Raw genomic sequence first — 22,166 nt, forward strand, 5'->3', positions numbered from 1 at the left:
GGCGGGTGCGGCGCCTGCGCGCCCTACGCTGTCGCCATGCGCCGCGCCCCTGCCGACGACCTGCCGCGCGCGGCCCACCCCGTCGCGCGACCGCCGGCCCGCCGCCCCGACCCGCGCGGCCCCCGGCTGCGGCTGACGACCCGCGGCGTGGTCGTCCTCGGCACCGCGGCCGCCGTCCTGGTCGCGCTCGTCGTGCTGCTGGTCGTCCTGGTGGTGCGGCTGCTCGCCCCGGCGCCGCAGGAGGAGGCGGTCGTGCAGGCGCCGCCGGTCCCGGCGTGCGAGCCCGACGCCACGCAGACCCAGAACTGCTGGCCGGCCTTCACCGACGGCGCCGACCCGGCGCTCGAGCAGTCCCCGTGGGTCACCGGGCGCCTGCTCGCGGGCGACGTCCGCACCGTGCTCGACCACGTCGCCGCGCGGTTCGACGCGGAGGTGGAGCCGGTCGACCGGGACAGCTCCTGGGGCTGGGGCTACCGCACGGTGCGGGGGGACTCCGACCTGTCCAACCACGCCTCCGGCACCTCGATCGACCTGAACGCCACCGAGCACCCGCTGGGCTCGACCGGCACCTTCTCCGACGACCAGGTCGCCGCGATCCGCGAGATCCTGGCCGAGGTCGCGCCGGTGGTCGCCTGGGGCGGCGACTTCGCCCGCGGGGACGAGATGCACTTCGAGATCGTCGGCGACCCGGCAGCCGTCGCCGAGGTCGCGGCCCGGCTCCGCGGCGAGCCGGCGCCCACGGGGTGAGCGGGCCGGCCGGGCGCGTCAGGCGTCGCGGCGGTCGGCCTCGTCCCACGCCTCGCTGCGGGCGCGCGCCTTCTCCAGCGCGTGCTGCGCGGCCTCCCGCGTCGGGTACGGCCCCATCAGGTGCGACCACGTGGACTGCTTGCCCTGCTCGACCTGCCGGGTCTCGGTGTTGTAGTAGAACTCGTCGGCCACGGTGCCCTCCCACGGGTGTCCTGGGCCGTCCGGTCCTCGTGGAGCGACCCGCTCTTCGTAGACTGCCAGGTATGACGTCCGTGCACGCGCCGAGGCCGGCGCTCGTCCCGGGGAGGGTCGGCCCGCGCCGGCCGGTCCCCGCAGCCATCCCCCGCCCCGAGTACGTCGACCGGCCGGCGCCGACCCCGTTCACCGGCAGCGACGTCGTGGCGCCCGACGTCGTCGACCGCATCCGCGTCGCGGCCCGGATCGCCGCGCAGGCGTTGGCGGAGGTCGGCCGGCACGTCACCCCCGGCGTCACCACGGACGAGCTGGACCGGATCGGGCACGAGTTCCTGCTCGACCACGGCGCCTACCCGTCGACCCTCGGCTACCGCGGGTTCCCGAAGTCGCTGTGCACGTCCGTCAACGAGGTGATCTGCCACGGCATCCCCGACTCGACGGTGCTCGAGGACGGCGACCTCGTCAACGTCGACATCACCGCGTACGTCGGCGGCGTGCACGGCGACAACAACGCGACGTTCGGCGTCGGCGAGCTCGACGAGGAGTCCCGCCTGCTGGTCGAGCGCACCCGGGAGGCCCTGGAGCGCGGCATCAAGGCGGTCCGCCCCGGCCGCGAGGTCAACGTGATCGGCCGGGTCATCGAGAAGTACGCGTCCCGGTTCGGCTACGGCGTGGTCCGCGACTACACCGGCCACGGCGTCGGCGAGGCGTTCCACTCCGGGCTGGTCATCCCGCACTACGACGCGGCCCCGCAGTACGACCGGATCATCGAGCCCGGGATGGTGTTCACCATCGAGCCGATGCTCAACCTCGGCACCGCCGACTGGACGACGTGGGACGACGGGTGGACCGTGGTCACCGCGGACCTGCGTCGTAGCGCGCAGTTCGAGCACACCCTGCTGGTCACCGACACCGGAGCGGAGATCCTCACACTCCCATGAACCACCACAAGAACACCACGACGGCGTTCGGCATCGACATCGGCGGATCGGGCATCAAGGGCGCCCCCGTCGACCTGGCGACCGGCGAGTTCCTCGCCGACCGCGTCCGCATCCCGACCCCGCAGCCCGCCACCCCCGCCGCCGTCGCCGAGACGGTGGTCGAGCTGGTCAAGCGGTTCGACCTGCCCGGGGACGCCGCCATCGGCGTCACGTTCCCGGCGGTCGTGCAGCACGGCGTCGCCCGGTCCGCCGCCAACGTCGACGGGTCCTGGATCGGCACCAACATCGAGCACGTGCTCGGCGACGCGCTCGGCCGCCCGGTGCTCGCCGTGAACGACGCGGACGCCGCCGGCTACGCCGAGACGCTGTACGGCGCCGCGCGGTCGACGTCCGGCGTGACGTTCATCTGCACGCTGGGCACCGGCATCGGCACCGCCATCGTCGCCGACGGCGTGCTCGTGCCGAACCTCGAGCTCGGGCACCTCGAGATCGACGGCCACGACGCGGAGACCCGCGCCGCGGACTCGGCCCGGGAGCGCGACGACCTGGACTTCCCGCAGTGGGCCGAGCGGCTGCAGCGCTACTTCGGCGTGATCGAGGACCTGTTCTGGCCCGACCTGATCGTGGTCGGCGGCGGCGTCAGCAAGCACCACGAGAAGTTCCTGCCGCTGCTGCACCTGCGTGCCCCGATCGTCCCGGCGCAGCTGCGGAACGCCGCGGGCATCGTCGGCGCGGCCGCGCTCGCCGCGCGTGCCGGCACCCCGGTCGCGGGCGTCCGCGGGGACTGACCGCCCCGCCCGCCGCGAGGCCCCGTCCGGATCCGTCTGGACGGGGCCTCGGTCGTCCCCTAGCGTCGCGGTGCATGGGCCTCGTGGTGAGTCAGCTGACGGTGGACGCGCGCGACCCGCTCGCGCTCGCGCGGTGGTGGGCGCAGGTGCTGGACTGGCGGGTCGTCGACGAGGACGTCGACGAGATCGCTCTGCTGCCGCCCGACGGCACCGCGACCGAGTGGCTGTTCTGCCGCGTGCCGGAGGCCAAGCAGGTCAAGAACCGCCTGCACGTCGACCTGCGGCCCCGCGACGGCTCGGACCAGGCGACGGAGCTCGACCGGTTGCTCGGGCTGGGCGCCGTACCGGTCGACGTCGGCCAGGGGCCCGACGTGACGTGGCACGTGCTCGCCGACCCGGAGGGCAACGAGTTCTGCCTGCTGCGCCGCACCCCCGCCGAGGTGGCCGCGGACGACGCCTGACCGGCGTTCACCCGGTCGCCCGGGTGCCGCCCGGATGCGGCCCCGGCGGGGCGGGCATAGCGTCGACGGTGACGCAGGAAACCGTCACGAGGAGGACACATGGGACTCGACGACAAGATCTCCAACGCCGCGGAGAAGCTCACCGGCAAGGGCAAGGAGGCCACGGGTCGCGCGACGGACGACGAGCGCCTCGAGGCCGAGGGTCGCGGCGACCAGTCCAAGGCGGACCTGAAGGACGCCGGCGAGAAGGTCAAGGACGCCTTCAAGCACTGACCTCCGCCACGGCTCCGACGCCCCGCTCCGGTTTTCCGGCGCGGGGCGTCGTGCTGTGCCGGGCGCCCGCCCGCCGGCCGGCCCGGTCAGCCCGGCGGCGGCAGCGGGCGCACGGGCGCGCGGAACCGCGGCTCCGGCCGGGCGGCGTCCGGAGGCAGCTCGGCCCAGTCCCCCTCCTGATGCAGGCCGACCACGTCCAGGTGCACCTGCGCGATGCCGCCGAGCGGCACCGGGAAGTCGGGCGACGTCGTGCGGCTCTCCGCGAGCGCCGCCCCGGCCTCGTCGAGCAGCGTCAGCGTCCAGGTGAGCGCCCCGGCTCCCGCACGGACCGGTGAGTGCACCTCGACGTGCCGGGCGCGTGCGGCCTCCGCGCCGCTCAGCGCGGCGATCCGCGGCAGGCGCCGCCGTGTCATCTCTCCCCCGGGCGTCGGACGTGCTGCGGGGCCGTCGGCTCCAGCCCCCTCCCCAGCGTGGCGCGCGCCCGGGCCGCCGACCAGGACCTCGGTCCCACGTGCGCGCCCGCCGCGGGCCTCAGAGGCGGCGCTCGAGCAGCAGCAGGTCCCGCCACCGCCCGGCGAGCGGGCCGTGCTGCATGCGGCCGATCCGCTCGCGCCTGCCCACCACCCGGAACCCGGCGGCCTCGTGCAGCGCGAGGCTGCGGGTGTTCTCCGGGAACACCGAGGACTGCACCGTCCACAGGCCGCCGGCCGCGGCGGAGGCCAGCAGGGCGTCGAGCAGCGCGCGGCCGACGCCCTGCCCGCGCGCGGCCGCGCCGACGTACAGGGACGCCTCCACGACGCCGCGGTACACGGCCCGCCGGGACACCGGGGCCACGGCGACCCAGCCGAGCACGGCGCCGTCCCCGGCCAGGGCCACGAACCGGTGGTCCGGCAGGTGGCTCGCGTCGAACGCCGCCCAGGTGGGCACGGCGTGCTCGAAGGTGGCGTGGCCGGTCGCGATCCCCTCCGCGAGCACGGCGAGCACCCCCTCGGCGTGGACGTCGGTCATGGGCACGAGCTGCACGGCACCATCGTCCACCGACGTCGGCGCCGCCCGTCACCCGGTCCGGCGGGCGGACGTCAGAGGGGGCGCGCAGACTGCCGCCGTGAACCTCGCGCAGACCGTCCCGGGCGGCATGTCCCGGCTGCGCGCCGCCGTCCCGCTGCTGAACGCGCGTCCCGTCCCGCCCGGCACCCACCACGACGTGGACCTCCCGCTCCCGGTGACCGTGGTCCTGCGCTGGGAGACCGGGACCGAGCGCCTGGACACGGTCGCGATGGAGTGGACGGCGGCGCTGGTGCGGGTGCGGATCGCCGACCTGCGCGTGATGACGGGCGCGGTGTGGCTGCCCGCCGCCGACGTGCGGCGGCGGGCCTGCGGGTGACGACCGCGGTCAGGCGATGCGCTCGAGCGTGACGGCGGCCCGGTGCCGGCGGGTGCCGCCCGGCCGCTGGACGCCCCACGACAGCACGCCGCGCGCGACCGCTCCGACGTCGGCGGGCACCGCGCCGTCGTAGTGCGCGCCCGGGTCGTTCGTCAGCTTCTCCGCGAGCTCGTGGACGCTGGGGCTGTCCGCCGCGACGTCCACCGCGATCCGGGTCATCTTGAACTTCGCTCTGGTCATGTCGGCTCCCTCGCCGGTCCTGCCCGGGGCCCCACCTCGTGATCACCAGCCTAGGGGCCCACCTCCACCCCGGGGACCCCTGGGTGGTGGTCAGGACCTCGGGCCGGCGGTGGGCCGGTACGCCACGCCGAGGCCGCCCGCGATCGCGCCGAGCAGCGACGACACGACGCCGCAGGTCGCGAGGATCCGCTGCATGTCGGTGGTCTCCAACCAGATCGGCGCGAGCCCGCTGACCAGCAGGACCGCCCAGGACGACAGCAGGAGCGTGACGTACGCGACGGTGCGCACCCGGGGCGGGATCGAGGGGCGCTCGACCGTCGTGGGCGGGGCGCCGGACGCGCCGGCACCACCCGGCACGGCCGCCGGTCCGGCTGCCGGCACCGGTTCGGCGACCACCGGCCCGGTGACCAGCAGCAGGTGCCGCGGGTGGCCGTCCAGCACCGCGGCGGCCGGGGCCCCGGGGGCGTGCGCGACGGTGTCGGTCACCGGTGCCACCTTCTTCGGTCGGAGACGTCCGGACCGCGGCTGTCCCACGGCCACCGGACCCGGCAGCCATCGTCGACCCGGCGCCTCGCAGGTCCGGTCCGCCGGACCGGTCGGGATACGGGCCCACCTGCCACGGCGCCGGGGCAGGAGCGTCTCCCCGCCGCACCCCGAGGTGCACGCCCCGGAACCGCCGCCTACGGTCGAGGAGAAGCGCAACCGAGCGGAGTCCAGGAGGAGTCCCATGACGAAGCGCCAGTGGATCACCAGCACCGCCGTCGCCGCCGGCCTGCTCGCCGGCGTCGCACCCGCCGCGTCGGCCGCGGCACCGCAGGCCGCGACGCCCGAGGGCGCACCAGCCCCGGCGGCGCTGTTCGCGCCGGTCGCGGCGGTCGCCGCACCCGACCTGGAGGCGGCCGAGCACGCGATCCTGCAGCGGACCAACGCCGTGCGGGCCGCGGCGGGCGGCGCCGCGCTGACCCGCGACACCGCGATCGACGCGGTCGCCGAGGCCTGGGCCGCGCACATGGCCACGACCGGCGACTTCCGGCACAACCCCGACTTCTTCCGGCAGATCCCGCCGGGTTGGCGGACGGCCGGGGAGAACATCGCGATGAACTCGTACGACCCCGTCGCGCTGGTCACCCAGTGGGAGAACTCCCCCGGGCACCGCGCGAACCTGGTGAACCCGGCGTTCGACCGGATCGGGATCGCGGTCGTGGAGCACGGCGGCCTCTCCTACGGCGTCCAGGTCTTCGGCGGATACTGACCACGCGCACGCGCAGCAACCCGTGCCCTCCGGCGCCTCACCGCCCGGGGGGCACGCCGGTGCTGGTCAGGCGGTAGTGCAGGCGGAGCACGGGCGGGGTGCGGGTTCGGCGCGCGTGGCCACCTAGAGTTCACGGGTGCTGATCCTGCTGCCGCCCTCCGAGGGGAAGACCGCGCCGGTGCGCGGCGACGCCCTCGACCTGCCCGCCCTGTCCCACCCCGCCCTGACGCCGTCCCGCACGGCCGTCCTGGACGCCCTGGTCGCCGCCAGCGCGCGGCCGGACGCGGTCGACGTGCTGGGCGTGGGCGCGGGCATCGCGGACGAGGTCGCGCGCAACGTGGACCTGCGCTCCGCACCCGCGGCCGAGGCGCGCCGGGTCTACACGGGGGTCCTGTACGCCGCCGCCAGGCTGGACCGGCTGACGCCCGCGGCCCGGCGCCGCGCGGCGGACGCCGTCCGCGTGGTCTCGGGGCTGTGGGGCCTGGTGGGTCCCGAGGACCGGATCCCGGCCTACCGGCTCTCGATGGGCGTGGACCTGCCCGGCGTCGGGCCGCTCGCCGCGCTGTGGCGCGAGCCGCTGCGCGCCGAGCTCGACGCACGCGCCACGGCCGGGGAGCTGCTGGTCGACTGCCGGTCGGCCACCTACCTCGCGGCGTGGAAGCCGCCGCGGGCGGCGCAGGGCACCTGGGTCCAGGTGCGGGTGCTGCGCGAGGTCGCCGGCCGGCGGTCGGTCGTCTCGCACCACGCCAAGCACACCCGCGGGGTGCTCACCCGGCACCTGGTGAGCCGCCGCGGCGCCGCACCGGGCAGTCCCCGCGACCTGGAGCGGGTCGCCCGCGAGCTGGTCGGCACCGAGCTGCTGGCCGTCGAGCTGGACGCGCCCGCGAACCGGCCGGCCACGCTCTCGCTCGTCGTCGCCTGAGGCGACGCCCGGGGCAGGACCGCCGAGACCCACCCAGCCGCGGCGGCTACCGTGGACGCCGCCCGCCCGCGCGGGCCCGCACACGTCGGGTCCCCCGGCGCGGCGACGTGCACGACCGACCTCGACCCGGCCCAGGGAGCAGCACGCATGCGACGGAACGACGCCGCCCGGCTCACGGCCGCGCTGCTGGTGCTGGTGCTCGTGCTGGCCGGGGTGCTCGGTGCCGTCGGCGCGGCGTCGGCCGCCGTGGACGACCCCGGGCCGGCCGTCGAGGCCCCGGTGCCGACGGCCGCGCCCTCGGCCGACCCGTCGACGGCGCCCACCCCGGTGCCGACCGCCAGCCCCCGGCCCGCCCCGACGACCACCGCCGTCCCCGTGCCGCCGGCGCCCAGCCCCGAGCCGACCCCGGTGCAGCCGGATCCGGGGCCCACCCCGACGCCGAGCAGCACCCCGACGCCCTCGGCCCCGGCGACCGGGCAGGACGACGAGGGCGGCACGTCCGACGAGCCGCGCCGGTTCTCGTCCCCGCCGGCGGTCACGACGTCCTCGACGCCCTGGGGGCAGCTGCTGGCCGCGCTCGCCGTGGTGGTGGCCGGGTCGGTCGCGGTGGTCGCGCTGAGCACGCGGCGGTCGCACGCCGCCGCGGCCGCCGCCCAGGCCGCGCCGACCGGCGGCGACGCGACCGACGAGGCCCCCGGGGACGCGGCGGCGGCCACCCCGGCCGAGGTGCTGCGCCTGCTGGTGGTCGCGGGCGAGGCGATGGTCGACGCCGGTCACACGGTGTCCTCCGTCGCGGACACGCTGGAGGAGATCGCCGTCGCCCACGGCGCCGCCGGGGCCGAGACCATCGTGCTGCCGACCGCCCTGCTCGTCTCCGTGCCGGACGGGGACGGCGTGGCGACCGCCGCGGTCTCCACCGGCCGCCGCCCGCTGCTGCTGCACCAGGTGGACGACCTCGCGGACACCCTGCGGGACGCCACCACGGGCGCGGTCCCGCCCGGGCGGACCAGCGCCCGGATCGCGTTCCTGCGCGCGGCCGCGCCGCCGTTCGGGACGATGGCGCGGCTGGGCGGCTACCTCATGCTGTCCGTCGGGCTCGCCGCGCTGCTCGGCGGGTCGTGGGTGGACCTGCTGGTCGCCGGGGCCCTGGGCCTGGCGGTGGGGGCGCTGCAGCTGGCCGTCGGGCCGATGCCGAGCGGCGTCGAGGTGGTGCTGACCGTCGGCGCGGCGTTCGCGGTGTCCGTCGTGGTGCTGCTGGCGGCCCGCGTGGTGCCCGAGCTCGGCGTCCTGCCGGCGCTGGTGGCGCCCCTGGTGCTGTTCCTGCCCGGCGGGCTGCTCACCACCGGCGTCATCGAGCTGGCCACCGGGCAGATGCTGTCCGGCGGCGGCCGCGTCGCGGCGGGCACCATGCAGCTCGTGCTGCTGGCGGGCGGCATCGTCGCGGCCGCCGCGCTGGTCGGCGTCCCCGAGGTCGACCTGGCGGGCGGGGCCCAGGCGCTCGGCCCGGTCGCGCCCTGGATCGGCGTCGTCCTGTTCGGCGTCGGCACGGTCGTGTTCCGGTGCGGGCGCCCGCGCACGGTGGGCTGGGTGATCCTGGTGCTGGGGGTCGCCTACGGCGCGCAGGTGGTCGGCGACGCCCTGGTCGGCGGCGTGCTGTCCGCGTTCGTCGGCGCGCTCGCGATGACGCCGGTCGCGCTGGCCGTCGCCCGGTTCCCGTCCGGGCCGTCCCCGCTGGCGTCGTTCCTGCCGGCGTTCTGGATGCTGGTGCCCGGCGCACTGGGCCTGGTCGGCGTCACCAGCCTGCTCGAGGGCGACGACTCCGGGCTCTCGACGCTGGTGACCACCGTGGCGACGATGGTCGCGATCGCGTTCGGCGTGGTCCTCGGCATGGCGGCGACGCGCGCGCTGCCCGGGCGGGGCGCGGGCCGACGGCCCGGCACCGTCGGCGGGGTGCCGGGCGTCCGTCCCGGGCCGGCCCCGAGGGGTCCGGCAGACCCGACGGGGCCGGCCGCCCGCACGGAGCCGGCGGACCCGCCGGTGTGAGGCGTCAGCCCCGCCGGCTCCAGCCCTCGCTCGGCGCGCCGGCCACGGCGACCTCGTCGCGCTTGTCCTCGAACAGCCGGATGATGCTCACCGACGCCGGCGCCACCCGCAGCTGGCTCCAGGACCCGGGCTGCGCGCCCATGGTGCGGCCCAGCGCCGCGCGGATCGCGACGGCGTGCGACACCACGACGACCGTCCGGTCGGTGCCGGCGGCCAGCAGGCCGTCCAGCCCGGCGCCGATCCGCACGCCGACGTCGGCGATCGACTCGCCGCGGTCGGGCCGGACGTCGGCGCGGGTGTGCCAGGGCTCCAGCTGCCCGGGCCAGCGCTCCTCGATCTGCTCGGCGGTGAGCCCCTGCCAGGCGCCGAAGTCGGCCTCCTGGAACGCGGCGTCGACCCGCGGGGTCAGCCCGAGGGCCTGCCCGATGATCCCGGCGGTCTCCTGCGTGCGGACCATCGGCGACGCGATCAGCTCCGTCGGGTAGGGCACGTCGCCCCACAGGTCCTGGCCGACCCGGCACACCAGCTCGCCGGCCGCGGCCGCCTGCTCGCGCCCGCGGTCGGTGAGCGACGGCCCCGGCTCGGACGAACCGGAGTAGCCGCGGGACACCGTCATCTCGGTCTCGCCGTGCCGGACCAGGATCACGGTCACGGGCTGCGCGTCGTCGAACCGCACGGCCGCGCCGGACGGCCGGGAGCCGCGGCGGGCCTGCGCCGGCGGCGCCGGGGTGCCGGCCTCGGGCTCGAGGGGTGCGGAGGTCTCGCCGGGACCGGGGCCGTCGGCGGCCATCAGAACGCGTCCTCGCCGCGCACGAGGATCCGCCCGGAGTCCTCGCAGTAGACGATCTCGTCCTCGGGCGTGGCCTTGATCTTCGCCAGCTCGGACGGCGGCACCGGCATGCCGCTGCCCCCGGACCGCCCGTGGGTCAGCGGCGCGACGGCCACGCCGCCGAACCGGGCCCGCAGCTTGTCGTACAGCGTGATCAGCCGCTCCTCGAGCGGCGCGGCCACCGCCTCGCGCTCGGCCCGGACGGTCTCGGCCTGCGCGTCCAGCACGGCGACCTCGGCGTCGCGCTCGGCGGCGACGCCCGCGCGGTCGTTCAGCAGCGCCGCGTGCGCCGTCGTCAGCTCGCCGAGCGCGCTCTCGTGCGCCTCCAGCCGCTCCATGGCCTCGAGCTCGACCTCCTCGAGGTCGCCCTGGCGCCGCGCGAGCGAGACGAGCTCGCTCTGCAGGGCCTGCAGGTCCTTCGCGCTGCCCGATCCGGAGTCCAGGCGGGCCCGGTCGCGGGCGGCGCGGTCGCGCACCTGCTGCACGTCGGCCTCGGCCTTGGCCACCTCCCGCTTGATGTCCCCGACGGAGGTGCGCGACGCCGCGATCGCGGTGTCCAGGTCGGCCAGCTGCGCGTCGAGCTCGGCGATCCGCGCGTGCTGCGGCAGCGACCGGCGCTTGTGCGCCAGCTGGTCCAGCTTCGTGTCGAGCGCCTGCAGGTCGAGCAGCCGCTTCTGGTCCTGCGGGGAGGCCTTGGTCACGGGTGGTGTCCTTCCGACGGTGCGGTGGTGCTGGCGGGCGCCGGGACGCGGCCGGTCCACGGATCGGTGCGCAGGGTGCTCACGCGGGTCTCCACCGTAGTGCCGCGCGCCGCGAGGTCGGCACGCAGGTCCTGGGCCGCCCCGACCAGCCAGGGCCACTCCGAGGCGAAGTGCGCGGCGTCCACCAGGTAGGGCGGGCTCGCCGCCGCGCCGCGGGCCTCGAACTCGGCGCGCTCCCGCAGCTCGGAGGCCGGGTGGTGCCGCAGGTCCGCCGTCAGGTAGACGTCCGCGCCGGAGGACCGCACGGCGTCGAACAGCGAGTCGCCCGACCCGCCGACGACGGCGACCGTGCGGACCGTCGCATCCGCCGGGCCGGCGTACCGGATGCCCTGCGCGGTGGCGGGCAGGGCGGCGGCGACCCGCTCGGCGAAGGCGTGCAGGGACAGCGGCTCCGCCAGGTGGCCCACGCGGCCGGTGCCGGTCGGGCCGTCCCAGCGCGCGAGCTCGAGGACGTCGAAGGCCGGCTCCTCGTAGGGGTGCGCCGCGCGCATCGCGGCGACGACGGCGGCCCGGAGACGACGGGGCGCGACCATCTCGACGCGGGCCTCCACGACGTGCGCCGCCTCGCCGGGCGTCCCGATCGCGGGCGTCGCGTCGGCCCCGGGCGTGAACGTGCCCTCGCCGGTGCTGGTCCACGCGCACCGGGTGTACTCCCCCAGCGCGCCGGCGCCCGCTGCGGCGAGCGCGTCCACCAGCCGCTCGGCGTCCGCGGCGGGGACGAACACGACGTGCTTGTCGAGCGCCGCCGCGGGCGCCGCGACCAGCGGGCGCAGGTCCTGCAGCCCGACCAGCCGGGCCAGCGCGTCGGCGACGCCGCCCTCGGCGGCGTCGGCGTTGGTGTGCGCGGTGTACAGGGCGACGCCGGCGCGGATCAGCCGGTGCAGCAGCGCGCCCTTGGCCTCGGTCGCCGCCACCGCGTGCACGCCGCGCAGCAGCAGCGGGTGGTGCACGACCAGCAGGTCGGCACGCGCCGCGATGGCCTCGTCGACGACCGCGGCCACCGGGTCGACGGCGAGCAGCACGCGGCGGACCGGCTGGTCCGGGTCACCGGTCACCAGGCCGACGCGGTCCCACGACTCCGCGGTGGACGGGGGGTAGCGGTGCTCCAGCACGCCGACCACGTCGGCGAGGGTCGCGACCGGACCGGGGGGTGTCGTCGAGGAGCTCACGCGGTCGAACCTACCCGTCGTGCCCGCCGCCGCTCAGGGCAGCAGCATGGTCTTGACGGCCCGGCGCTCGTCCATCGCGGCGTAGCCCTCGGCGACCTCGGCCAGCGGGAGCACCAGGTCGAACACCTTGCCCGGCCGGATCGCGCCGGACCACACCTCGGGCGCGAGCTCCTCGATGTAGGCGCGGACCGGCGCGATGCCGCCGCGCACGCCGACGTTGCTGCCGAACATCTGCTGCACCGGCAGCTCCGGGCCCCCGGCGGGCACGCCGACGAACCCGATCTGCCCGCCCGGACGCGCCGTGTCCAGCGCCTGCTGCATCGACTCCTTGGTGCCGACGCACTCCAGCACGTGGTCCGGTCCGACGCCGCCCAGCAGGTCCCGCACCGCGGCCGCGCCCTCGTCGCCGCGCTCGGTCACCACGTCGGTCGCGCCGAAGTCGCGGGCGAGGGCCTGGCGGGACTCGTGCCGGGAGAACGCGACGATCCGCTCGGCGCCGAGCCGGCGGGCCGCGATCACGGCGCACAGGCCGACCGCGCCGTCGCCGACCACCGCGACCGTCGACCCCGGGCGGACGCCGGCGGACAGCGCCGCGTGGTGCCCGGTGCCCATCACGTCGGTCAGCGACAGCACGCCGGGCAGCAGCGCGTCGTCCGGGGTGCCGGGCATCGCGACGAGCGTGCCGTCGGCGAGCGGCACGCGGACGTACTCGCCCTGCCCCGCGTCGGTGAACACGCCCTCGGCGTCGTCACCGCCCCAGCCGCTCGACCGCTCGCACGAGGTGTGCACCCCGTTGCGGCAGTGCACGCAGGTGCCGTCGGAGACGGTGAACGGCGCCACCACGAACTGCCCGGGCCGCAGGGTGCGGACCCCCGCGCCGACCTCCTCGACCACGCCGACGAACTCGTGCCCGATCCGGCGCGGTCGCGTCGTCGGGCGGACGCCGCGGTACGGCCACAGGTCGGAGCCGCAGACGCAGGAGGCGACCACCCGCACCAGGGCGTCGGTGGGGCGCTGGATCGTCGGGTCCGGCACCTCCTCGAGGCGGACGTCGCGGGGGCCGTGGATCAGAGTCGCTCGCACGCCTGCGAGCCTACGTCGGCGCCCGTGCCCTCGCCCGTGTCGGTGCCGCTGGGCACACTGGGTCCCATGTGTGGCCGCTACGCCCAGACCCGCGCCGACGACCAGCTCGAGCGCGACCTCGTCGTCGACCGGATCCTCGGCGAGGCCCGCGGGCCGTCGTGGAACGTCGCGCCGACCCAGGACGTCCCCGTCGTGCTCGAGCGCGTGGAGGACGACGGCCCCCAGCGCCAGCTGCGCACCGCCCGCTGGGGCCTCGTGCCGTCGTGGGCCAAGGACGTCTCCATCGGGTCGCGGATGATCAACGCGCGCTCCGAGACCGTGCTGGACAAGCCGGCGTTCCGGAAGGCCGCCGCCCGTCGCCGCGCGCTGGTCCCGATGGACGGTTACTACGAGTGGCAGGCCAACGAGCACGGCCCGAAGACGCCGTACTACCTGCACGGCACCGAGCCGCTGGCCGCGGCCGGGCTCTACGAGCTGTGGCGGGACCACGCCAAGGCGGACGACGACCCGACCCGCTGGCTGTGGACCGTCACCATCATCACGCGGCCGGCGACCGACGCCCTCGGGCACATCCACGACCGGTGCCCGGTGCTGCTGCCGCGCGACCTGTGGGACGGCTGGCTGGACCCGACGCTCACGGCCCCCGACGAGGTCGGCGCGATGCTGGTGCACGTCCCCGAGCCGCACCTCACGCCGCGCGAGGTCGGGCGCGCCGTCGGCAACGTGGCGAACGACCGGCCGGACCTGATCCAGCCGGTCTGACGACTCAGGCCGCGACGCGGACCTTCGCGGCCTTCCAGTAGCCGCAGAACGTCACGTCCTGCTTCGGGACCCCCGCGCCGACCCAGTGCCGGCGCGCGCCCGCGACCAGCCCCTGCTCCCCCACGACCCAGGCGGTGACGGGCTCGGCCGGGACGGGCGCCGCCTCGACCGCCGCCAGCACCGCGGCACCGACCACGGCGTGCGGGTCGTCCCGCACCAGCCAGCGCACCTCGACACCGGCCGGGCCGGGCATCGCCTGCCGGTCGTCGTCGTGCGGGACCTCCACCAGCGCGAGGCCGCGCGCGGTGGCCGGCAGCGACGCCAGGACGCCCGCCACGGCCGGCAGCCCGGTCTCGTCGGCGGCCAGCAGCACGTGCTCCCGAGCGGCCGCGGCGGGGAAGGTGATGCCCTCGTCGAGGATCGCGACCGCGTCGCCGACCTCGCACGTCTGCGCCCAGGTGGCCGCCGGACCGGACGTGCCGTCCTCCGGCGAGCCGTGGACGACGAAGTCGACGTCCAGCTCGGGACCTTGCGGACCCCCCGCGCGGAACGCCCGCACCGTGTAGTTCCGCAGCACCGGCCGGTGGGTGCGCGCGATGGTCAGGTAGCGCAGGTACGCGAACGTGTCGAGCTTCTGCGGCAGCCGGGCCAGGTCGGCTGCGTCGGCGACCGGGATGAACAGCCGGAACCACTGGTCGTAGCCCATCGGCCGGAACCGGGCGACGTCGCCGCCGCCGAGGGTCACGCGGACGAACCCGGACGAGATCCGCTCGCGGCGCAGCACGTGCAGCGTGAGCAGCTCCGAGGTCTCGGGCTTGCGCCGTGCGGCGTCGACGTTGCTGCGGGCCACAGGTCCCCCGTTGGGTAAGGCTTGCCTGACCCGGGGACCGTAGCAGGTGGGTCAGCGACCGCGGTAGCGCTGCACCATCGGGCAGTCGAACGGGTCGCGCGCCGACAGCCCGACCTCGTTGAGGTAGCGCACGACGATCCCGTAGGACGTCAGCAGCGTGGTCTCCGTGTACGGGACGCCGTGCTCCTGGCAGTGCGCCCGCACGATCTCGGCCGCCCGGGCCAGGTGCGGCCGCGGCATGCTCGGGAACAGGTGGTGCTCGATCTGGTAGTTCAGCCCGCCGAGCAGCAGGCTCATCGGGGTGCCGCCGGTGATGTTGCGGGACGTGAGCACCTGCTTGGACAGGAAGTCCAGCCGGCTGTCCTCGGGGATGATCGCCATGCCCTTGTGGTTCGGGGCGAACGAGGCCCCCATGTAGACCCCGAACACCGCGAGCTGCACCCCGAGGAACGCCAGCGCCAGCCCGAACGGCAGGAACCCGAGCACGACGGCGAGGTAACCGCCCAGCCGCACCGCCATGACGACGAGCTCGGTGGTCCGCTCGCGGCGCTTGCGGTCGTCCCCGCGCGCCAGCGTGGAGCGGATCGACGTGACGTGCAGGTTCAGGCCCTCCAGCAGCAGCAGCGGGAAGAACGCCCACCCCTGCACCCGGGCGAACGCCGCCCGCAGGCCGGTGCGGTGCTCGGCGGCGGCCGGGTGGAACGCCAGCGCCTCCATGTCGATGTCCGGGTCCTTGCCGACCCGGTTCGGGTTCGCGTGGTGCCGGTTGTGCTTGGTGGACCACCAGGTGTGGCTGACTCCGACGACGGCGTTGGCGAGCACGCGGCCCAGCCGGTCGTTCGCCGGGCCGGACCGCAGCACCTGCCGGTGCAGCGCCTCGTGCGCCAGGAACGCGCACTGGGTCATGACGACGCCGAGCACGCCGGCGACGGCCAGCTGCCACCAGGAGTCGCCCAGCAGCACGAACGCGACCGCGAGCCCCGCGAGCGCCACGCCCTGGGCGACCAGCAGCCCGACGTAGTACCCCACCGTGCGGTCCAGCAGCCCCTCCTCGCGCACCTGGGCGGAGAGCGCCTGGTAGCTGCCGGTCGCGGCCTCCTGCCGGGGGCGCGCGGAGGTCACGAGGGGTGCGGTGGTCACAGGCGCTCCGTGCGTGGGGGGTCGACTTGCCAGTCGAGGTCTGCCCGCCGGTCGCCCGGCGTCGGTCGCGGTCACTGTACGTGGGCACCCGTCCCCGCGCGCGCGACAGGGGCCCCCGGCGTGCCGGGCCGGGTCGCGTCAGCCGACCCGGCCCAGGGCCACCGCGGCGTGCAGCAGGGCCGCGAGCGACTCGTTGTCCGTGATCGCCCCGGCCCGCACCAGGTCCCACACCTGCGGCCACGGCACCCGCCGCAGCCCGACGATGCCCTCCTCCGCCTGCTCGTGCGCGGCGTCGGCGGGACGCAGGCCACGCGCGAGCAGCACGTGCCCCGGCGCGTGCGCCACGCCGTTCAGCGACACCACCGGGCCCAGCAGCCGCCACTCGTCGGCGGCCAGGCCGGTCTCCTCCTGCAGCTCGCGCCGGGCCGCGACCACCGGGTCCTGGCCGTCCGAGCCGCCCGCGGGGACCTCGAGCGACACCCCGCCGGTCGTGTACCGCTCGACCTCGACCAGCACGACCTCGTCGTCGTCCGTGACCGGCACGACGAACACCGCGGGGTGCCGCACCTCGACCACGCCGTACACGCCGCTGCCGCCGTCGGGCCGCGTCACGGCGTCCTCCCGGACCCGGATCCAGGCGTTCTCGTACACGGTGGTCGAGCCGTGCGTCGTCCAGGCGGAGGGGGTGGCGTCGGTCATGGCCGCCATCGTGCCAGCCGCGCCCTGCTCCCCCGCGCCGTCCGCGGCCGGCGCCCGACCCCGGGGCACCGCGTGCCGAGGTCGTCACGTGGCGTCGAGGTCGTCACGTGGCGTCGAGGTCGTCACGTGGCGTCGAGGTCGTCACGTGGCGTCGAGGTCGTCACGGACGAGTGACGACCTCACCGCGATGTGACGACCTGGCCCGCGCGGGACGGCGGGAGGCTCCGCGGTCGGGCAGGGCCGGTCAGAGCAGGCCGCGCTGCACCGCGACCCGCACGGCCGCCCGCCGGCCGTCGACGCCGAGCTTGCGGTAGATCGCCCGCATGTGGGTCTTCACGGTGTTGATCGACAGGAAGAGCGACCCCGCGATCTCGTCGGACGTCAGCGAGGACCGCAGGCAGGCCAGCACGTCGCGCTCGCGGGGCGTGAGCTCCCAGGCCGACGCCCGGGGCGACGGCGCGTCGTGCTCGGCGACCAGCAGCCGCGCGACCAGGCCCTCGTGCCCGCTCCCCCACTCCAGGTGCGCGGACAGCAGCGGGTGCAGGGCCGCGGCGCGGTCCCGCAGCGGCCGGACCACGCCGTGCGGGGCCGCCGCGGCGAGCGCCGCCTCCAGCGCGAGGTGCGCGGCGCCGTCGTCGAAGCCGGCGAGCAGCGCCGCGGCGGCCGCGCGGTTGGCGACCCGCACGTGCGCCGGCGTCCCGCCGAGCGCGGCCGCCATCCGGGCCGTCGCGTGCTCGGCCGCGCGCAGCGCCCGGCGCGCGCCGGCGACGTCGCCCGTGCGCCGCAGCACGTCGCTCTGCCAGCCCAGCGCCAGGGGGTCGGCGAACGCGACCGACCGCTCGTCCACCAGCTGCAGCGCCTCGGCGGGCCGGTCCTCCGCGTCGAGCTGCAGCGCCGTCAGGAACGCCCGGAACGGCGTCAGGTGCTCCGGCGCCGTGCCCTCGCCCCACGGGGCGTCGGTGATCTCCCGCGCCCGCGCGAGCCCGGGTGCGTCGCCCTGCGCCAGGCAGACGATCGCCAGCACCCCCGCCGCGTGCACCCCGACCTCCCGGCGGGTGCGCCCGGCGGCCTCGATCGTCGTCCGCAGGTGCCCGGCCGCCGCGCACAGCTCGTCGCGCCAGTAGGCCGCGAGCCCGCACGCGAGGTGCGCGGTCGCCACGATGCCGGTGCCCTGCCAGTCGTGCGCCGCGGCCGCAGCGAGCACCGCGCGGCCCCGCTCGGCGGCCTCGAGGACCGCGCCGCGGTGCGCGCTCGCCAACGCCTGCTCCGCCCGGCAGCCGAGCTCCAGGGCGATCCAGCCGCGCTCGGCCGCGAGCGCCGCGCCTTCCGCCAGGTGCGCGGCCGCCGACCGGTCGGCCGCGTAGCGCTGCAGCTCGGCCCGCCCGACCAGGTACAGACCGAGCGCGCGCGTCGCCGGGTCGGCCACCCCCGCGTCGAGCAGCGCCCGCCCCCGGCGCACGGACTCGTCCAGCGGCGGGCGGCCGGGCGCGAGGTAGATCCGGACCAGCTCGCCGGCGACGGCCGCGCTGCCGGTCGCGTCGTCGTCCGGCCGGACCGGTGCGTCGTCCGGCTCGAACGCCTGCGCCGCGGCGAGCGCCAGCAGCACGTCCGGCTGCTCGCGGTACGCCGCGGGCAGGGCCGCGCGCAGCCCCCGCACCTGCCCGACGTCCCCGCGGACCACCAGGTCCGGCCACCGCTCGCCGAGGATCGCCGCGGCGAGCTCGGGCGCGTGCCCGTCGAGGGCGTGCCGGATCGCGGCGGCGGGGTCGCTGCGCCCCAGGTGCGCCGCCACCACGCGGTGCGCGACCCGGGCGGCCAGGGGCTCGCGCCGGACCAGCACCGCCCGCGCGTGCGCCGCCACCAGCGCGTGCCACCGGTACACCGGCGCCTCGCCCGCGTCGCCGACCTCGGTGAGGAAGAGACCGCGCGCCGCGCACTCGTCGAGCAGCCGGGCACCGCCGGGCACGAGCGCCTCCGCGAGCTCCGGGTCGATCAGCTCGGCGACGCAGGCCCGGAGCACGAAGTCGGCGAGGTCGGCCGGCAGCGACCCGATGACCTCCTCCACCAGGTAGCCGGTGATCGGCACGTCCCGGTCCCGCAGCTGGGCCAGCGGCTCGGCGGACGGGCCCAGCACGTCCGCGGCCAGCGCCAGGCGGACCGCCACGGGCCAGCCGCGGGTGATCTCCCACAGGGACCGGGCCGCCTGCGGCTCGGCGGTGCCGCCCAGCGCGCGCACCACCTCGGCGACCTCGTCCGGCGTGAACGCGAGCGCGCTCTGCCGGAGCTCGCCCACCTCGCCGGTCAGCCGCATGCGGTTGACCGGCAGCGCCGTGTCGAACCGCCCGGCCAGCACGAACCGGGGCCCGGGGTACCGCAGCAGCGGTCCCAGCACCTGCCGGGACGTGCGCGCCGCCAGCAGGTGCACGTCGTCCAGCACCACCACCAGCTCGGCGGGCAGGCTCGCGAGCGCCGCCACCAGGGCGTCGACCCGCCGGGCGACGGTCATCCGGGCCCGGTCGTCGACCGCCGCCAGGTCCGCCCCCGCGTCGGGGCAGGCCAGCGCCACCGCGTCGGCCAGCACCCGGGTCAGCCTCCCGGGCTCGTCGTCGAGCGGGTCGAGCGACACCCAGGCGACCGGGCCCGGGACGTCGGTCGCCCACTGCGCGAGCGCGGTGGTCTTGCCGAAGCCGGCGGGCGCGCTGACCACCGTGAGCCGGTGGGCGTCGACGGCCTCGGCCAGCGCGCCGGAGCACCGCGGCCGCGGCACGGATCCGCGTGGTGGGCGCGGCACCGTCAGCTTGCCCACCGGAGTGCGCAACGAACCGGCGGCCTCGCCGACTGCCTCAGCGTCCATCTCCACGTCCCCCCGACGTGCCCGACGTCCGGTGCGCCGTGCTCGGGGCGGGCCCGTGGCGCGACCGGGTCGCCGGTACCAGAGTGGCACACCCGTGTGTCGTGCGTCACATCCATGGTGACCCGGTTCGCGGCGCGGCGTGACGGCCTCCCGCACGGCCGCTCGACGCCGGTTCATGCAGCGCGGGTGAGGCGGACGGCCCGGGGGTCGGCTGTGCTCGGTGCTGCCGGCGGCATCCCGCGGTCCGGCGCCGACGCACGACCACCACGGAGGCGGTGCGGACATGTCGCAGGTGCGGACCGGGACGGGTCCGGGCGCGCGCGACCCCGAGGTCGTCCGCGCCGCTGCGGAGGCCTACGTGTGGGCGTACCCCGCCCTGCTCGGCTACCGCGAGCTGCGCACGGAGGTGCGCACCGGCGTCGCCGCGTTCGACGTCTTCGACCACGACGCGGCCCCGCCCGCTCCGGGCGACGGCAGCCGGTGGGCGGACCCGCTGCTGCTCCGGTCGAGCACCTGGCTCGACCTGCGGGCCGAGCCCGCCGTGGTGGGGCACCCCGACCTGCCGGCCGACGCCTACGCGGGGCTGCAGGTGATCGACCTGCTCGCGCGCACGGTCGCGCACGTCGGCGTCGTGGCGAGCGGTCCGGCCGCCGCCGACTGGGTCGTCGCCGGAACCGGCTGGGAGGGACGCCGGCCGGCGGGGACGCGCGGGCTGCTGCGCACCCGGTCGGGGCTCGTCCGCGTCGTCGCCCGGACCGCGGTCGCGCCGTCGGAGGACCTCGCGGCCGCACGCGCGCGCCAGGCCGCGTACCGGGTGCGGCCCCTGCACGCCCTCGGCGGGGTGCCACCGCCCCGGCCCGCGCCGTCCGTCGACTGGCTGCCCTGGGACGAGGAGCGCGCCTGGGGCCCGGGCTTCGTCGACTACCTCGCGCTCCTGCTGCGGCTGGTCGCCCCGGACGACCCCGGCGACCTGGCGCTGCTCGACCGCTGGCGGCGGCTCGGCGTGCTGCCGGACCCCCGGGGGCCGGGTGGCAGCGCCCGCACGCGCAGCCTCGTCGCACGCGGTGCGGCGCTCGGTGCCGCGCAGCTCCAGGACGCGGTGCAGCGCGACGGCGACCCCGGCACCCCCGCCCTGCGCCGGGCGGTCGCCGCCGCCGTCGAGCTGCACGCCCCGGAGCCGTCCGAGGTGCGCACGCTGCGCTGGCGGCACGTCGACGACGAGCCGCTCGACGGGCACCGGCGGTACCGCCTGGTCCTGCCCGCCGGGGTCCCGGCCCGGCTCGGGTGGTCGCTGGCCGCGTACGCCGAGCCCTCCGGCGAGCTCGTGGCCGACCCCGTGCACCGCACCGCGCTGCACCCGGGCACCGGCGGTCTGCCGTGGGGGCCGGACGGGTCGCTGGTCGTGGCCGTGCAGCACCAGCGCCCGTCCGACCGGGGCGTCGGCGCGGGTGCCGCGTGGCTCCCCGCGCCGGCCCGGGCGTTCAGCCTGGTGCTCCGGCTGTACGCACCCGACCCGCGGCCGGGCCGCGCCGACTGGACCCCGGCGCTCCGCGCGCTGTGACGTGGCAGCCCGTGCCCGCACCCGCTCGACGCGCGCTCCCGGTCAGGCCCGGTGGCCGACCACCTGGAGCTCGGCGATGTGCACCCCGAGGTCGCTGAGCAGCGCCACGACGCCGGTCAGGCCTGAGGAGTCCGGCACCTCGCACGAGAGGATCGCGCCGTCCGGCGTCGGCGCCGAGACGATGTCCGCGTACTCCCGCAGGCCGTCGAGGTCGTGCTCCGGGCCGACCACCCGGATGTGGTAGAGCATGCCGACCTCCTCCGCCGCTCCGCCCAGGGTGGTCCGCCCCGGCCCGGCGGTCGTCATGCGAGGCGGGTGAGCCGCAGCGGGACCGGGCGGTCAGGACGCCACGACGGCGAGCGCCGCCGGCGACCCCGCGGTGACGTGCACGCTCCAGGAGTCCCCGAGCTCGACCCCCTCGAGCGTGCTCAGCGCCGGTGTCGCGGTCGCGTCCCCGCCGTGCGCGCACGGCACCGGCATCGAGCCGACCTCGACCCCCGCGCTGCGGACCACGAGCTCGGCCGGCGCCCCGTCGACCGACGTGCACGCGACGGTGACGTCGGCCGTCCACGGACCCCCGGGCGAGGTGGCGGTGCCGCTCATCGGTGCGTCCGGGCCCGCGGACCCGCCCGAGAAGGCCACGCCGTCCGGTCCCCGGAGCGGCTCGACGACCGCCATCATCGCGTCCACGTCCGGCAGCGCGGACGGGTCGACGCCGTCGTCCGCCCACGCGCGCACGCCCAGCACGAGCACCGCCGCGACCACCGGGAGGCCGACCGCGACGATCGCGGTGGTCCGGCGGCGGCGCGCGCCGAGCAGGTGCGGCGGGTCGGGCGTGGGCGGCGGCAGGTCGACGTCGATCGAGGTCACCTCGCCAGCCTGGCACGCCCGCCCGGCCGAGGGGGCGGGTCCCGGCGACCCGATCGGTTGACTTCCACTTGGTCGTGTTCCGACGAATGCTTGACGGGGACCCGGCCGTGTCGTAGCGTCGAGGTCGAGTCGAGATCAGCACTGACCGAGGGCCCCGGCGAGCGGTGCGACACCGTTCCGGGGCTCTTCGTCTGGGTCCACGGCGCGGCCCGCCCACGCGACACCGGCGTCGGCGCGGCGCCGGTAGGCTGGCGCACCGCAGACGGGCCTGTAGCTCAGTTGGTCAGAGCGCCGCGCTTACACCGCGGAGGTCGCCGGTTCGAGACCGGCCGGGCCCACATC

Annotated in this window: 26 protein-coding genes and 1 tRNA gene; 12 read left to right on the plus strand and 15 right to left on the minus strand. The window is 77.1% G+C overall.

Going from position 1 to position 22,166, the window contains the following annotated elements:
- Window positions 1-36 precede the first annotated feature (36 nt).
- On the plus strand, window positions 37-747 hold the full coding sequence (locus tag AC1050_RS04155; protein ID WP_482386112.1) for a M15 family metallopeptidase: 711 nt from the start codon (window positions 37-39) through the stop codon (window positions 745-747).
- Between the two features lie 18 nt (window positions 748-765).
- Here the strand turns inward: AC1050_RS04155 and AC1050_RS04160 are convergent, their stop codons facing one another.
- Window positions 766-939, minus strand: coding sequence for an SPOR domain-containing protein (locus tag AC1050_RS04160; RefSeq protein WP_482386113.1), 174 nt, complete (start codon window positions 937-939; stop codon window positions 766-768).
- Window positions 940-1,010: 71 nt separating this feature from the next.
- On the opposite strand from AC1050_RS04160, the gene map reads away from it, so the two are divergent.
- The 4 genes from map to AC1050_RS04180 all read left to right on the plus strand — a co-directional run bounded on the left by map (window position 1,011) and on the right by AC1050_RS04180 (window position 3,405).
- Complete coding sequence (gene map / locus AC1050_RS04165) at window positions 1,011-1,883, plus strand: type I methionyl aminopeptidase (protein WP_482386114.1); 873 nt, start codon at window positions 1,011-1,013, stop codon at window positions 1,881-1,883.
- On the plus strand, window positions 1,880-2,671 hold the full coding sequence (ppgK, locus tag AC1050_RS04170) for a polyphosphate--glucose phosphotransferase (protein ID WP_482386115.1): 792 nt from the start codon (window positions 1,880-1,882) through the stop codon (window positions 2,669-2,671). Before map ends, ppgK begins: the two co-directional genes overlap by 4 nt.
- 74 nt (window positions 2,672-2,745) lie before the next feature.
- Window positions 2,746-3,132, plus strand: a complete 387-nt coding sequence (locus AC1050_RS04175) for a VOC family protein (protein ID WP_482386116.1) — start codon at window positions 2,746-2,748, stop codon at window positions 3,130-3,132.
- Between the two features lie 99 nt (window positions 3,133-3,231).
- Window positions 3,232-3,405: a CsbD family protein gene (locus tag AC1050_RS04180; RefSeq protein ID WP_482386117.1), complete on the plus strand. Its 174-nt coding sequence runs from the start codon at window positions 3,232-3,234 to the stop codon at window positions 3,403-3,405.
- Between the two features lie 86 nt (window positions 3,406-3,491).
- Here the strand turns inward: AC1050_RS04180 and AC1050_RS04185 are convergent, their stop codons facing one another.
- Both AC1050_RS04185 and AC1050_RS04190 read right to left on the minus strand, forming a co-directional pair.
- On the minus strand, window positions 3,492-3,818 hold the full coding sequence (locus tag AC1050_RS04185; protein WP_482386118.1) for a hypothetical protein: 327 nt from the start codon (window positions 3,816-3,818) through the stop codon (window positions 3,492-3,494).
- Window positions 3,819-3,936: 118 nt separating this feature from the next.
- Window positions 3,937-4,413 (minus strand): GNAT family N-acetyltransferase, encoded by a 477-nt coding sequence (locus AC1050_RS04190; RefSeq protein WP_482387238.1) that lies wholly within the window; start codon window positions 4,411-4,413, stop codon window positions 3,937-3,939.
- A gap of 97 nt (window positions 4,414-4,510) precedes the next feature.
- Between AC1050_RS04190 and AC1050_RS04195 the strand changes: the two genes are divergently transcribed.
- Window positions 4,511-4,789, plus strand: a complete 279-nt coding sequence (locus AC1050_RS04195) for a hypothetical protein (protein WP_482386119.1) — start codon at window positions 4,511-4,513, stop codon at window positions 4,787-4,789.
- Between the two features lie 9 nt (window positions 4,790-4,798).
- On the opposite strand, the gene AC1050_RS04200 is transcribed toward AC1050_RS04195, so the two are convergent.
- Both AC1050_RS04200 and AC1050_RS04205 read right to left on the minus strand, forming a co-directional pair.
- Window positions 4,799-5,029: a hypothetical protein gene (locus AC1050_RS04200; protein ID WP_482386120.1), complete on the minus strand. Its 231-nt coding sequence runs from the start codon at window positions 5,027-5,029 to the stop codon at window positions 4,799-4,801.
- Between the two features lie 90 nt (window positions 5,030-5,119).
- Window positions 5,120-5,515: a hypothetical protein gene (locus AC1050_RS04205; RefSeq protein ID WP_482386121.1), complete on the minus strand. Its 396-nt coding sequence runs from the start codon at window positions 5,513-5,515 to the stop codon at window positions 5,120-5,122.
- Window positions 5,516-5,756: 241 nt separating this feature from the next.
- Between AC1050_RS04205 and AC1050_RS04210 the strand changes: the two genes are divergently transcribed.
- The 3 genes from AC1050_RS04210 to AC1050_RS04220 all read left to right on the plus strand — a co-directional run bounded on the left by AC1050_RS04210 (window position 5,757) and on the right by AC1050_RS04220 (window position 9,246).
- Window positions 5,757-6,281: a CAP domain-containing protein gene (locus AC1050_RS04210; RefSeq protein WP_482386122.1), complete on the plus strand. Its 525-nt coding sequence runs from the start codon at window positions 5,757-5,759 to the stop codon at window positions 6,279-6,281.
- Window positions 6,282-6,417: 136 nt separating this feature from the next.
- Window positions 6,418-7,203, plus strand: coding sequence for a YaaA family protein (locus AC1050_RS04215; RefSeq protein WP_482386123.1), 786 nt, complete (start codon window positions 6,418-6,420; stop codon window positions 7,201-7,203).
- 147 nt (window positions 7,204-7,350) lie between these two features.
- Window positions 7,351-9,246, plus strand: coding sequence for a threonine/serine exporter family protein (locus AC1050_RS04220; RefSeq protein ID WP_482386124.1), 1,896 nt, complete (start codon window positions 7,351-7,353; stop codon window positions 9,244-9,246).
- 4 nt (window positions 9,247-9,250) lie between these two features.
- Here AC1050_RS04220 and AC1050_RS04225 read toward each other — a convergent pair whose 3' ends face one another.
- The 4 genes from AC1050_RS04225 to AC1050_RS04240 are packed head-to-tail and all read right to left on the minus strand — an operon-like array spanning window position 9,251 to window position 13,088.
- Entirely contained in the window at window positions 9,251-10,036 is a 786-nt protein-coding gene (locus AC1050_RS04225) for a histidine phosphatase family protein (RefSeq protein ID WP_482386125.1), read from the minus strand.
- Window positions 10,036-10,776 (minus strand): zinc ribbon domain-containing protein, encoded by a 741-nt coding sequence (locus AC1050_RS04230; protein ID WP_482386126.1) that lies wholly within the window; start codon window positions 10,774-10,776, stop codon window positions 10,036-10,038. The genes AC1050_RS04225 and AC1050_RS04230 overlap by 1 nt, the downstream gene beginning before the upstream one ends.
- Complete coding sequence (locus tag AC1050_RS04235; RefSeq protein WP_482386127.1) at window positions 10,773-12,005, minus strand: Nif3-like dinuclear metal center hexameric protein; 1,233 nt, start codon at window positions 12,003-12,005, stop codon at window positions 10,773-10,775. The genes AC1050_RS04230 and AC1050_RS04235 overlap by 4 nt, the downstream gene beginning before the upstream one ends.
- A 33-nt stretch (window positions 12,006-12,038) precedes the next feature.
- On the minus strand, window positions 12,039-13,088 hold the full coding sequence (locus AC1050_RS04240) for a zinc-dependent alcohol dehydrogenase family protein (RefSeq protein ID WP_482386128.1): 1,050 nt from the start codon (window positions 13,086-13,088) through the stop codon (window positions 12,039-12,041).
- 66 nt (window positions 13,089-13,154) lie between these two features.
- Here AC1050_RS04240 and AC1050_RS04245 point away from each other — a divergent pair, with 66 nt between their 5' ends.
- A complete protein-coding gene (locus AC1050_RS04245; protein ID WP_482386129.1) occupies window positions 13,155-13,850 on the plus strand; it encodes an SOS response-associated peptidase in 696 nt (231 codons plus the stop codon).
- 4 nt (window positions 13,851-13,854) lie between these two features.
- Here the strand turns inward: AC1050_RS04245 and AC1050_RS04250 are convergent, their stop codons facing one another.
- From AC1050_RS04250 to AC1050_RS04265, 4 genes are all read right to left on the minus strand, one after another.
- Complete coding sequence (locus tag AC1050_RS04250) at window positions 13,855-14,700, minus strand: siderophore-interacting protein (protein ID WP_482386130.1); 846 nt, start codon at window positions 14,698-14,700, stop codon at window positions 13,855-13,857.
- A gap of 51 nt (window positions 14,701-14,751) precedes the next feature.
- Window positions 14,752-15,840, minus strand: a complete 1,089-nt coding sequence (locus AC1050_RS04255) for a fatty acid desaturase family protein (protein ID WP_482386131.1) — start codon at window positions 15,838-15,840, stop codon at window positions 14,752-14,754.
- Window positions 15,841-15,978: 138 nt separating this feature from the next.
- Window positions 15,979-16,539 (minus strand): NUDIX domain-containing protein, encoded by a 561-nt coding sequence (locus tag AC1050_RS04260; protein ID WP_482386132.1) that lies wholly within the window; start codon window positions 16,537-16,539, stop codon window positions 15,979-15,981.
- 244 nt (window positions 16,540-16,783) lie between these two features.
- Complete coding sequence (locus AC1050_RS04265) at window positions 16,784-19,393, minus strand: LuxR C-terminal-related transcriptional regulator (RefSeq protein WP_482386133.1); 2,610 nt, start codon at window positions 19,391-19,393, stop codon at window positions 16,784-16,786.
- Between the two features lie 283 nt (window positions 19,394-19,676).
- Between AC1050_RS04265 and AC1050_RS04270 the strand changes: the two genes are divergently transcribed.
- Window positions 19,677-20,954, plus strand: a complete 1,278-nt coding sequence (locus tag AC1050_RS04270) for a DUF1214 domain-containing protein (protein ID WP_482386134.1) — start codon at window positions 19,677-19,679, stop codon at window positions 20,952-20,954.
- A gap of 42 nt (window positions 20,955-20,996) precedes the next feature.
- Here AC1050_RS04270 and AC1050_RS04275 read toward each other — a convergent pair whose 3' ends face one another.
- Window positions 20,997-21,260: a hypothetical protein gene (locus AC1050_RS04275; protein WP_482386135.1), complete on the minus strand. Its 264-nt coding sequence runs from the start codon at window positions 21,258-21,260 to the stop codon at window positions 20,997-20,999.
- Window positions 21,261-21,293: 33 nt separating this feature from the next.
- Window positions 21,294-21,824, minus strand: a complete 531-nt coding sequence (locus tag AC1050_RS04280; protein ID WP_482386136.1) for a hypothetical protein — start codon at window positions 21,822-21,824, stop codon at window positions 21,294-21,296.
- A 264-nt stretch (window positions 21,825-22,088) separates the two neighbouring features.
- Between AC1050_RS04280 and AC1050_RS04285 the strand changes: the two genes are divergently transcribed.
- A tRNA-Val gene (locus tag AC1050_RS04285) sits at window positions 22,089-22,162 on the plus strand.
- Window positions 22,163-22,166: the final 4 nt, after the last annotated feature.

Source organism: Cellulomonas sp. NEAU-ZC6, assembly GCF_056844425.1.

Coding starts and splice junctions, on each gene's coding strand:
- AC1050_RS04155 (WP_482386112.1), top strand. CDS start 37: ATGCGCCGCGCCCCTGCCGACGACCTGCCGCGCGCGGCCCACCCCGTC.
- map (WP_482386114.1), top strand. CDS start 1,011: ATGACGTCCGTGCACGCGCCGAGGCCGGCGCTCGTCCCGGGGAGGGTC.
- ppgK (WP_482386115.1), top strand. CDS start 1,880: ATGAACCACCACAAGAACACCACGACGGCGTTCGGCATCGACATCGGC.
- AC1050_RS04175 (WP_482386116.1), top strand. CDS start 2,746: ATGGGCCTCGTGGTGAGTCAGCTGACGGTGGACGCGCGCGACCCGCTC.
- AC1050_RS04180 (WP_482386117.1), top strand. CDS start 3,232: ATGGGACTCGACGACAAGATCTCCAACGCCGCGGAGAAGCTCACCGGC.
- AC1050_RS04185 (WP_482386118.1), bottom strand. CDS start 3,818: ATGACACGGCGGCGCCTGCCGCGGATCGCCGCGCTGAGCGGCGCGGAG.
- AC1050_RS04190 (WP_482387238.1), bottom strand. CDS start 4,413: ATGACCGACGTCCACGCCGAGGGGGTGCTCGCCGTGCTCGCGGAGGGG.
- AC1050_RS04200 (WP_482386120.1), bottom strand. CDS start 5,029: ATGACCAGAGCGAAGTTCAAGATGACCCGGATCGCGGTGGACGTCGCG.
- AC1050_RS04210 (WP_482386122.1), top strand. CDS start 5,757: ATGACGAAGCGCCAGTGGATCACCAGCACCGCCGTCGCCGCCGGCCTG.
- AC1050_RS04220 (WP_482386124.1), top strand. CDS start 7,351: ATGCGACGGAACGACGCCGCCCGGCTCACGGCCGCGCTGCTGGTGCTG.
- AC1050_RS04225 (WP_482386125.1), bottom strand. CDS start 10,036: ATGGCCGCCGACGGCCCCGGTCCCGGCGAGACCTCCGCACCCCTCGAG.
- AC1050_RS04245 (WP_482386129.1), top strand. CDS start 13,155: ATGTGTGGCCGCTACGCCCAGACCCGCGCCGACGACCAGCTCGAGCGC.
- AC1050_RS04260 (WP_482386132.1), bottom strand. CDS start 16,539: ATGACCGACGCCACCCCCTCCGCCTGGACGACGCACGGCTCGACCACC.
- AC1050_RS04265 (WP_482386133.1), bottom strand. CDS start 19,393: ATGGACGCTGAGGCAGTCGGCGAGGCCGCCGGTTCGTTGCGCACTCCG.
- AC1050_RS04270 (WP_482386134.1), top strand. CDS start 19,677: ATGTCGCAGGTGCGGACCGGGACGGGTCCGGGCGCGCGCGACCCCGAG.
- AC1050_RS04275 (WP_482386135.1), bottom strand. CDS start 21,260: ATGACGACCGCCGGGCCGGGGCGGACCACCCTGGGCGGAGCGGCGGAG.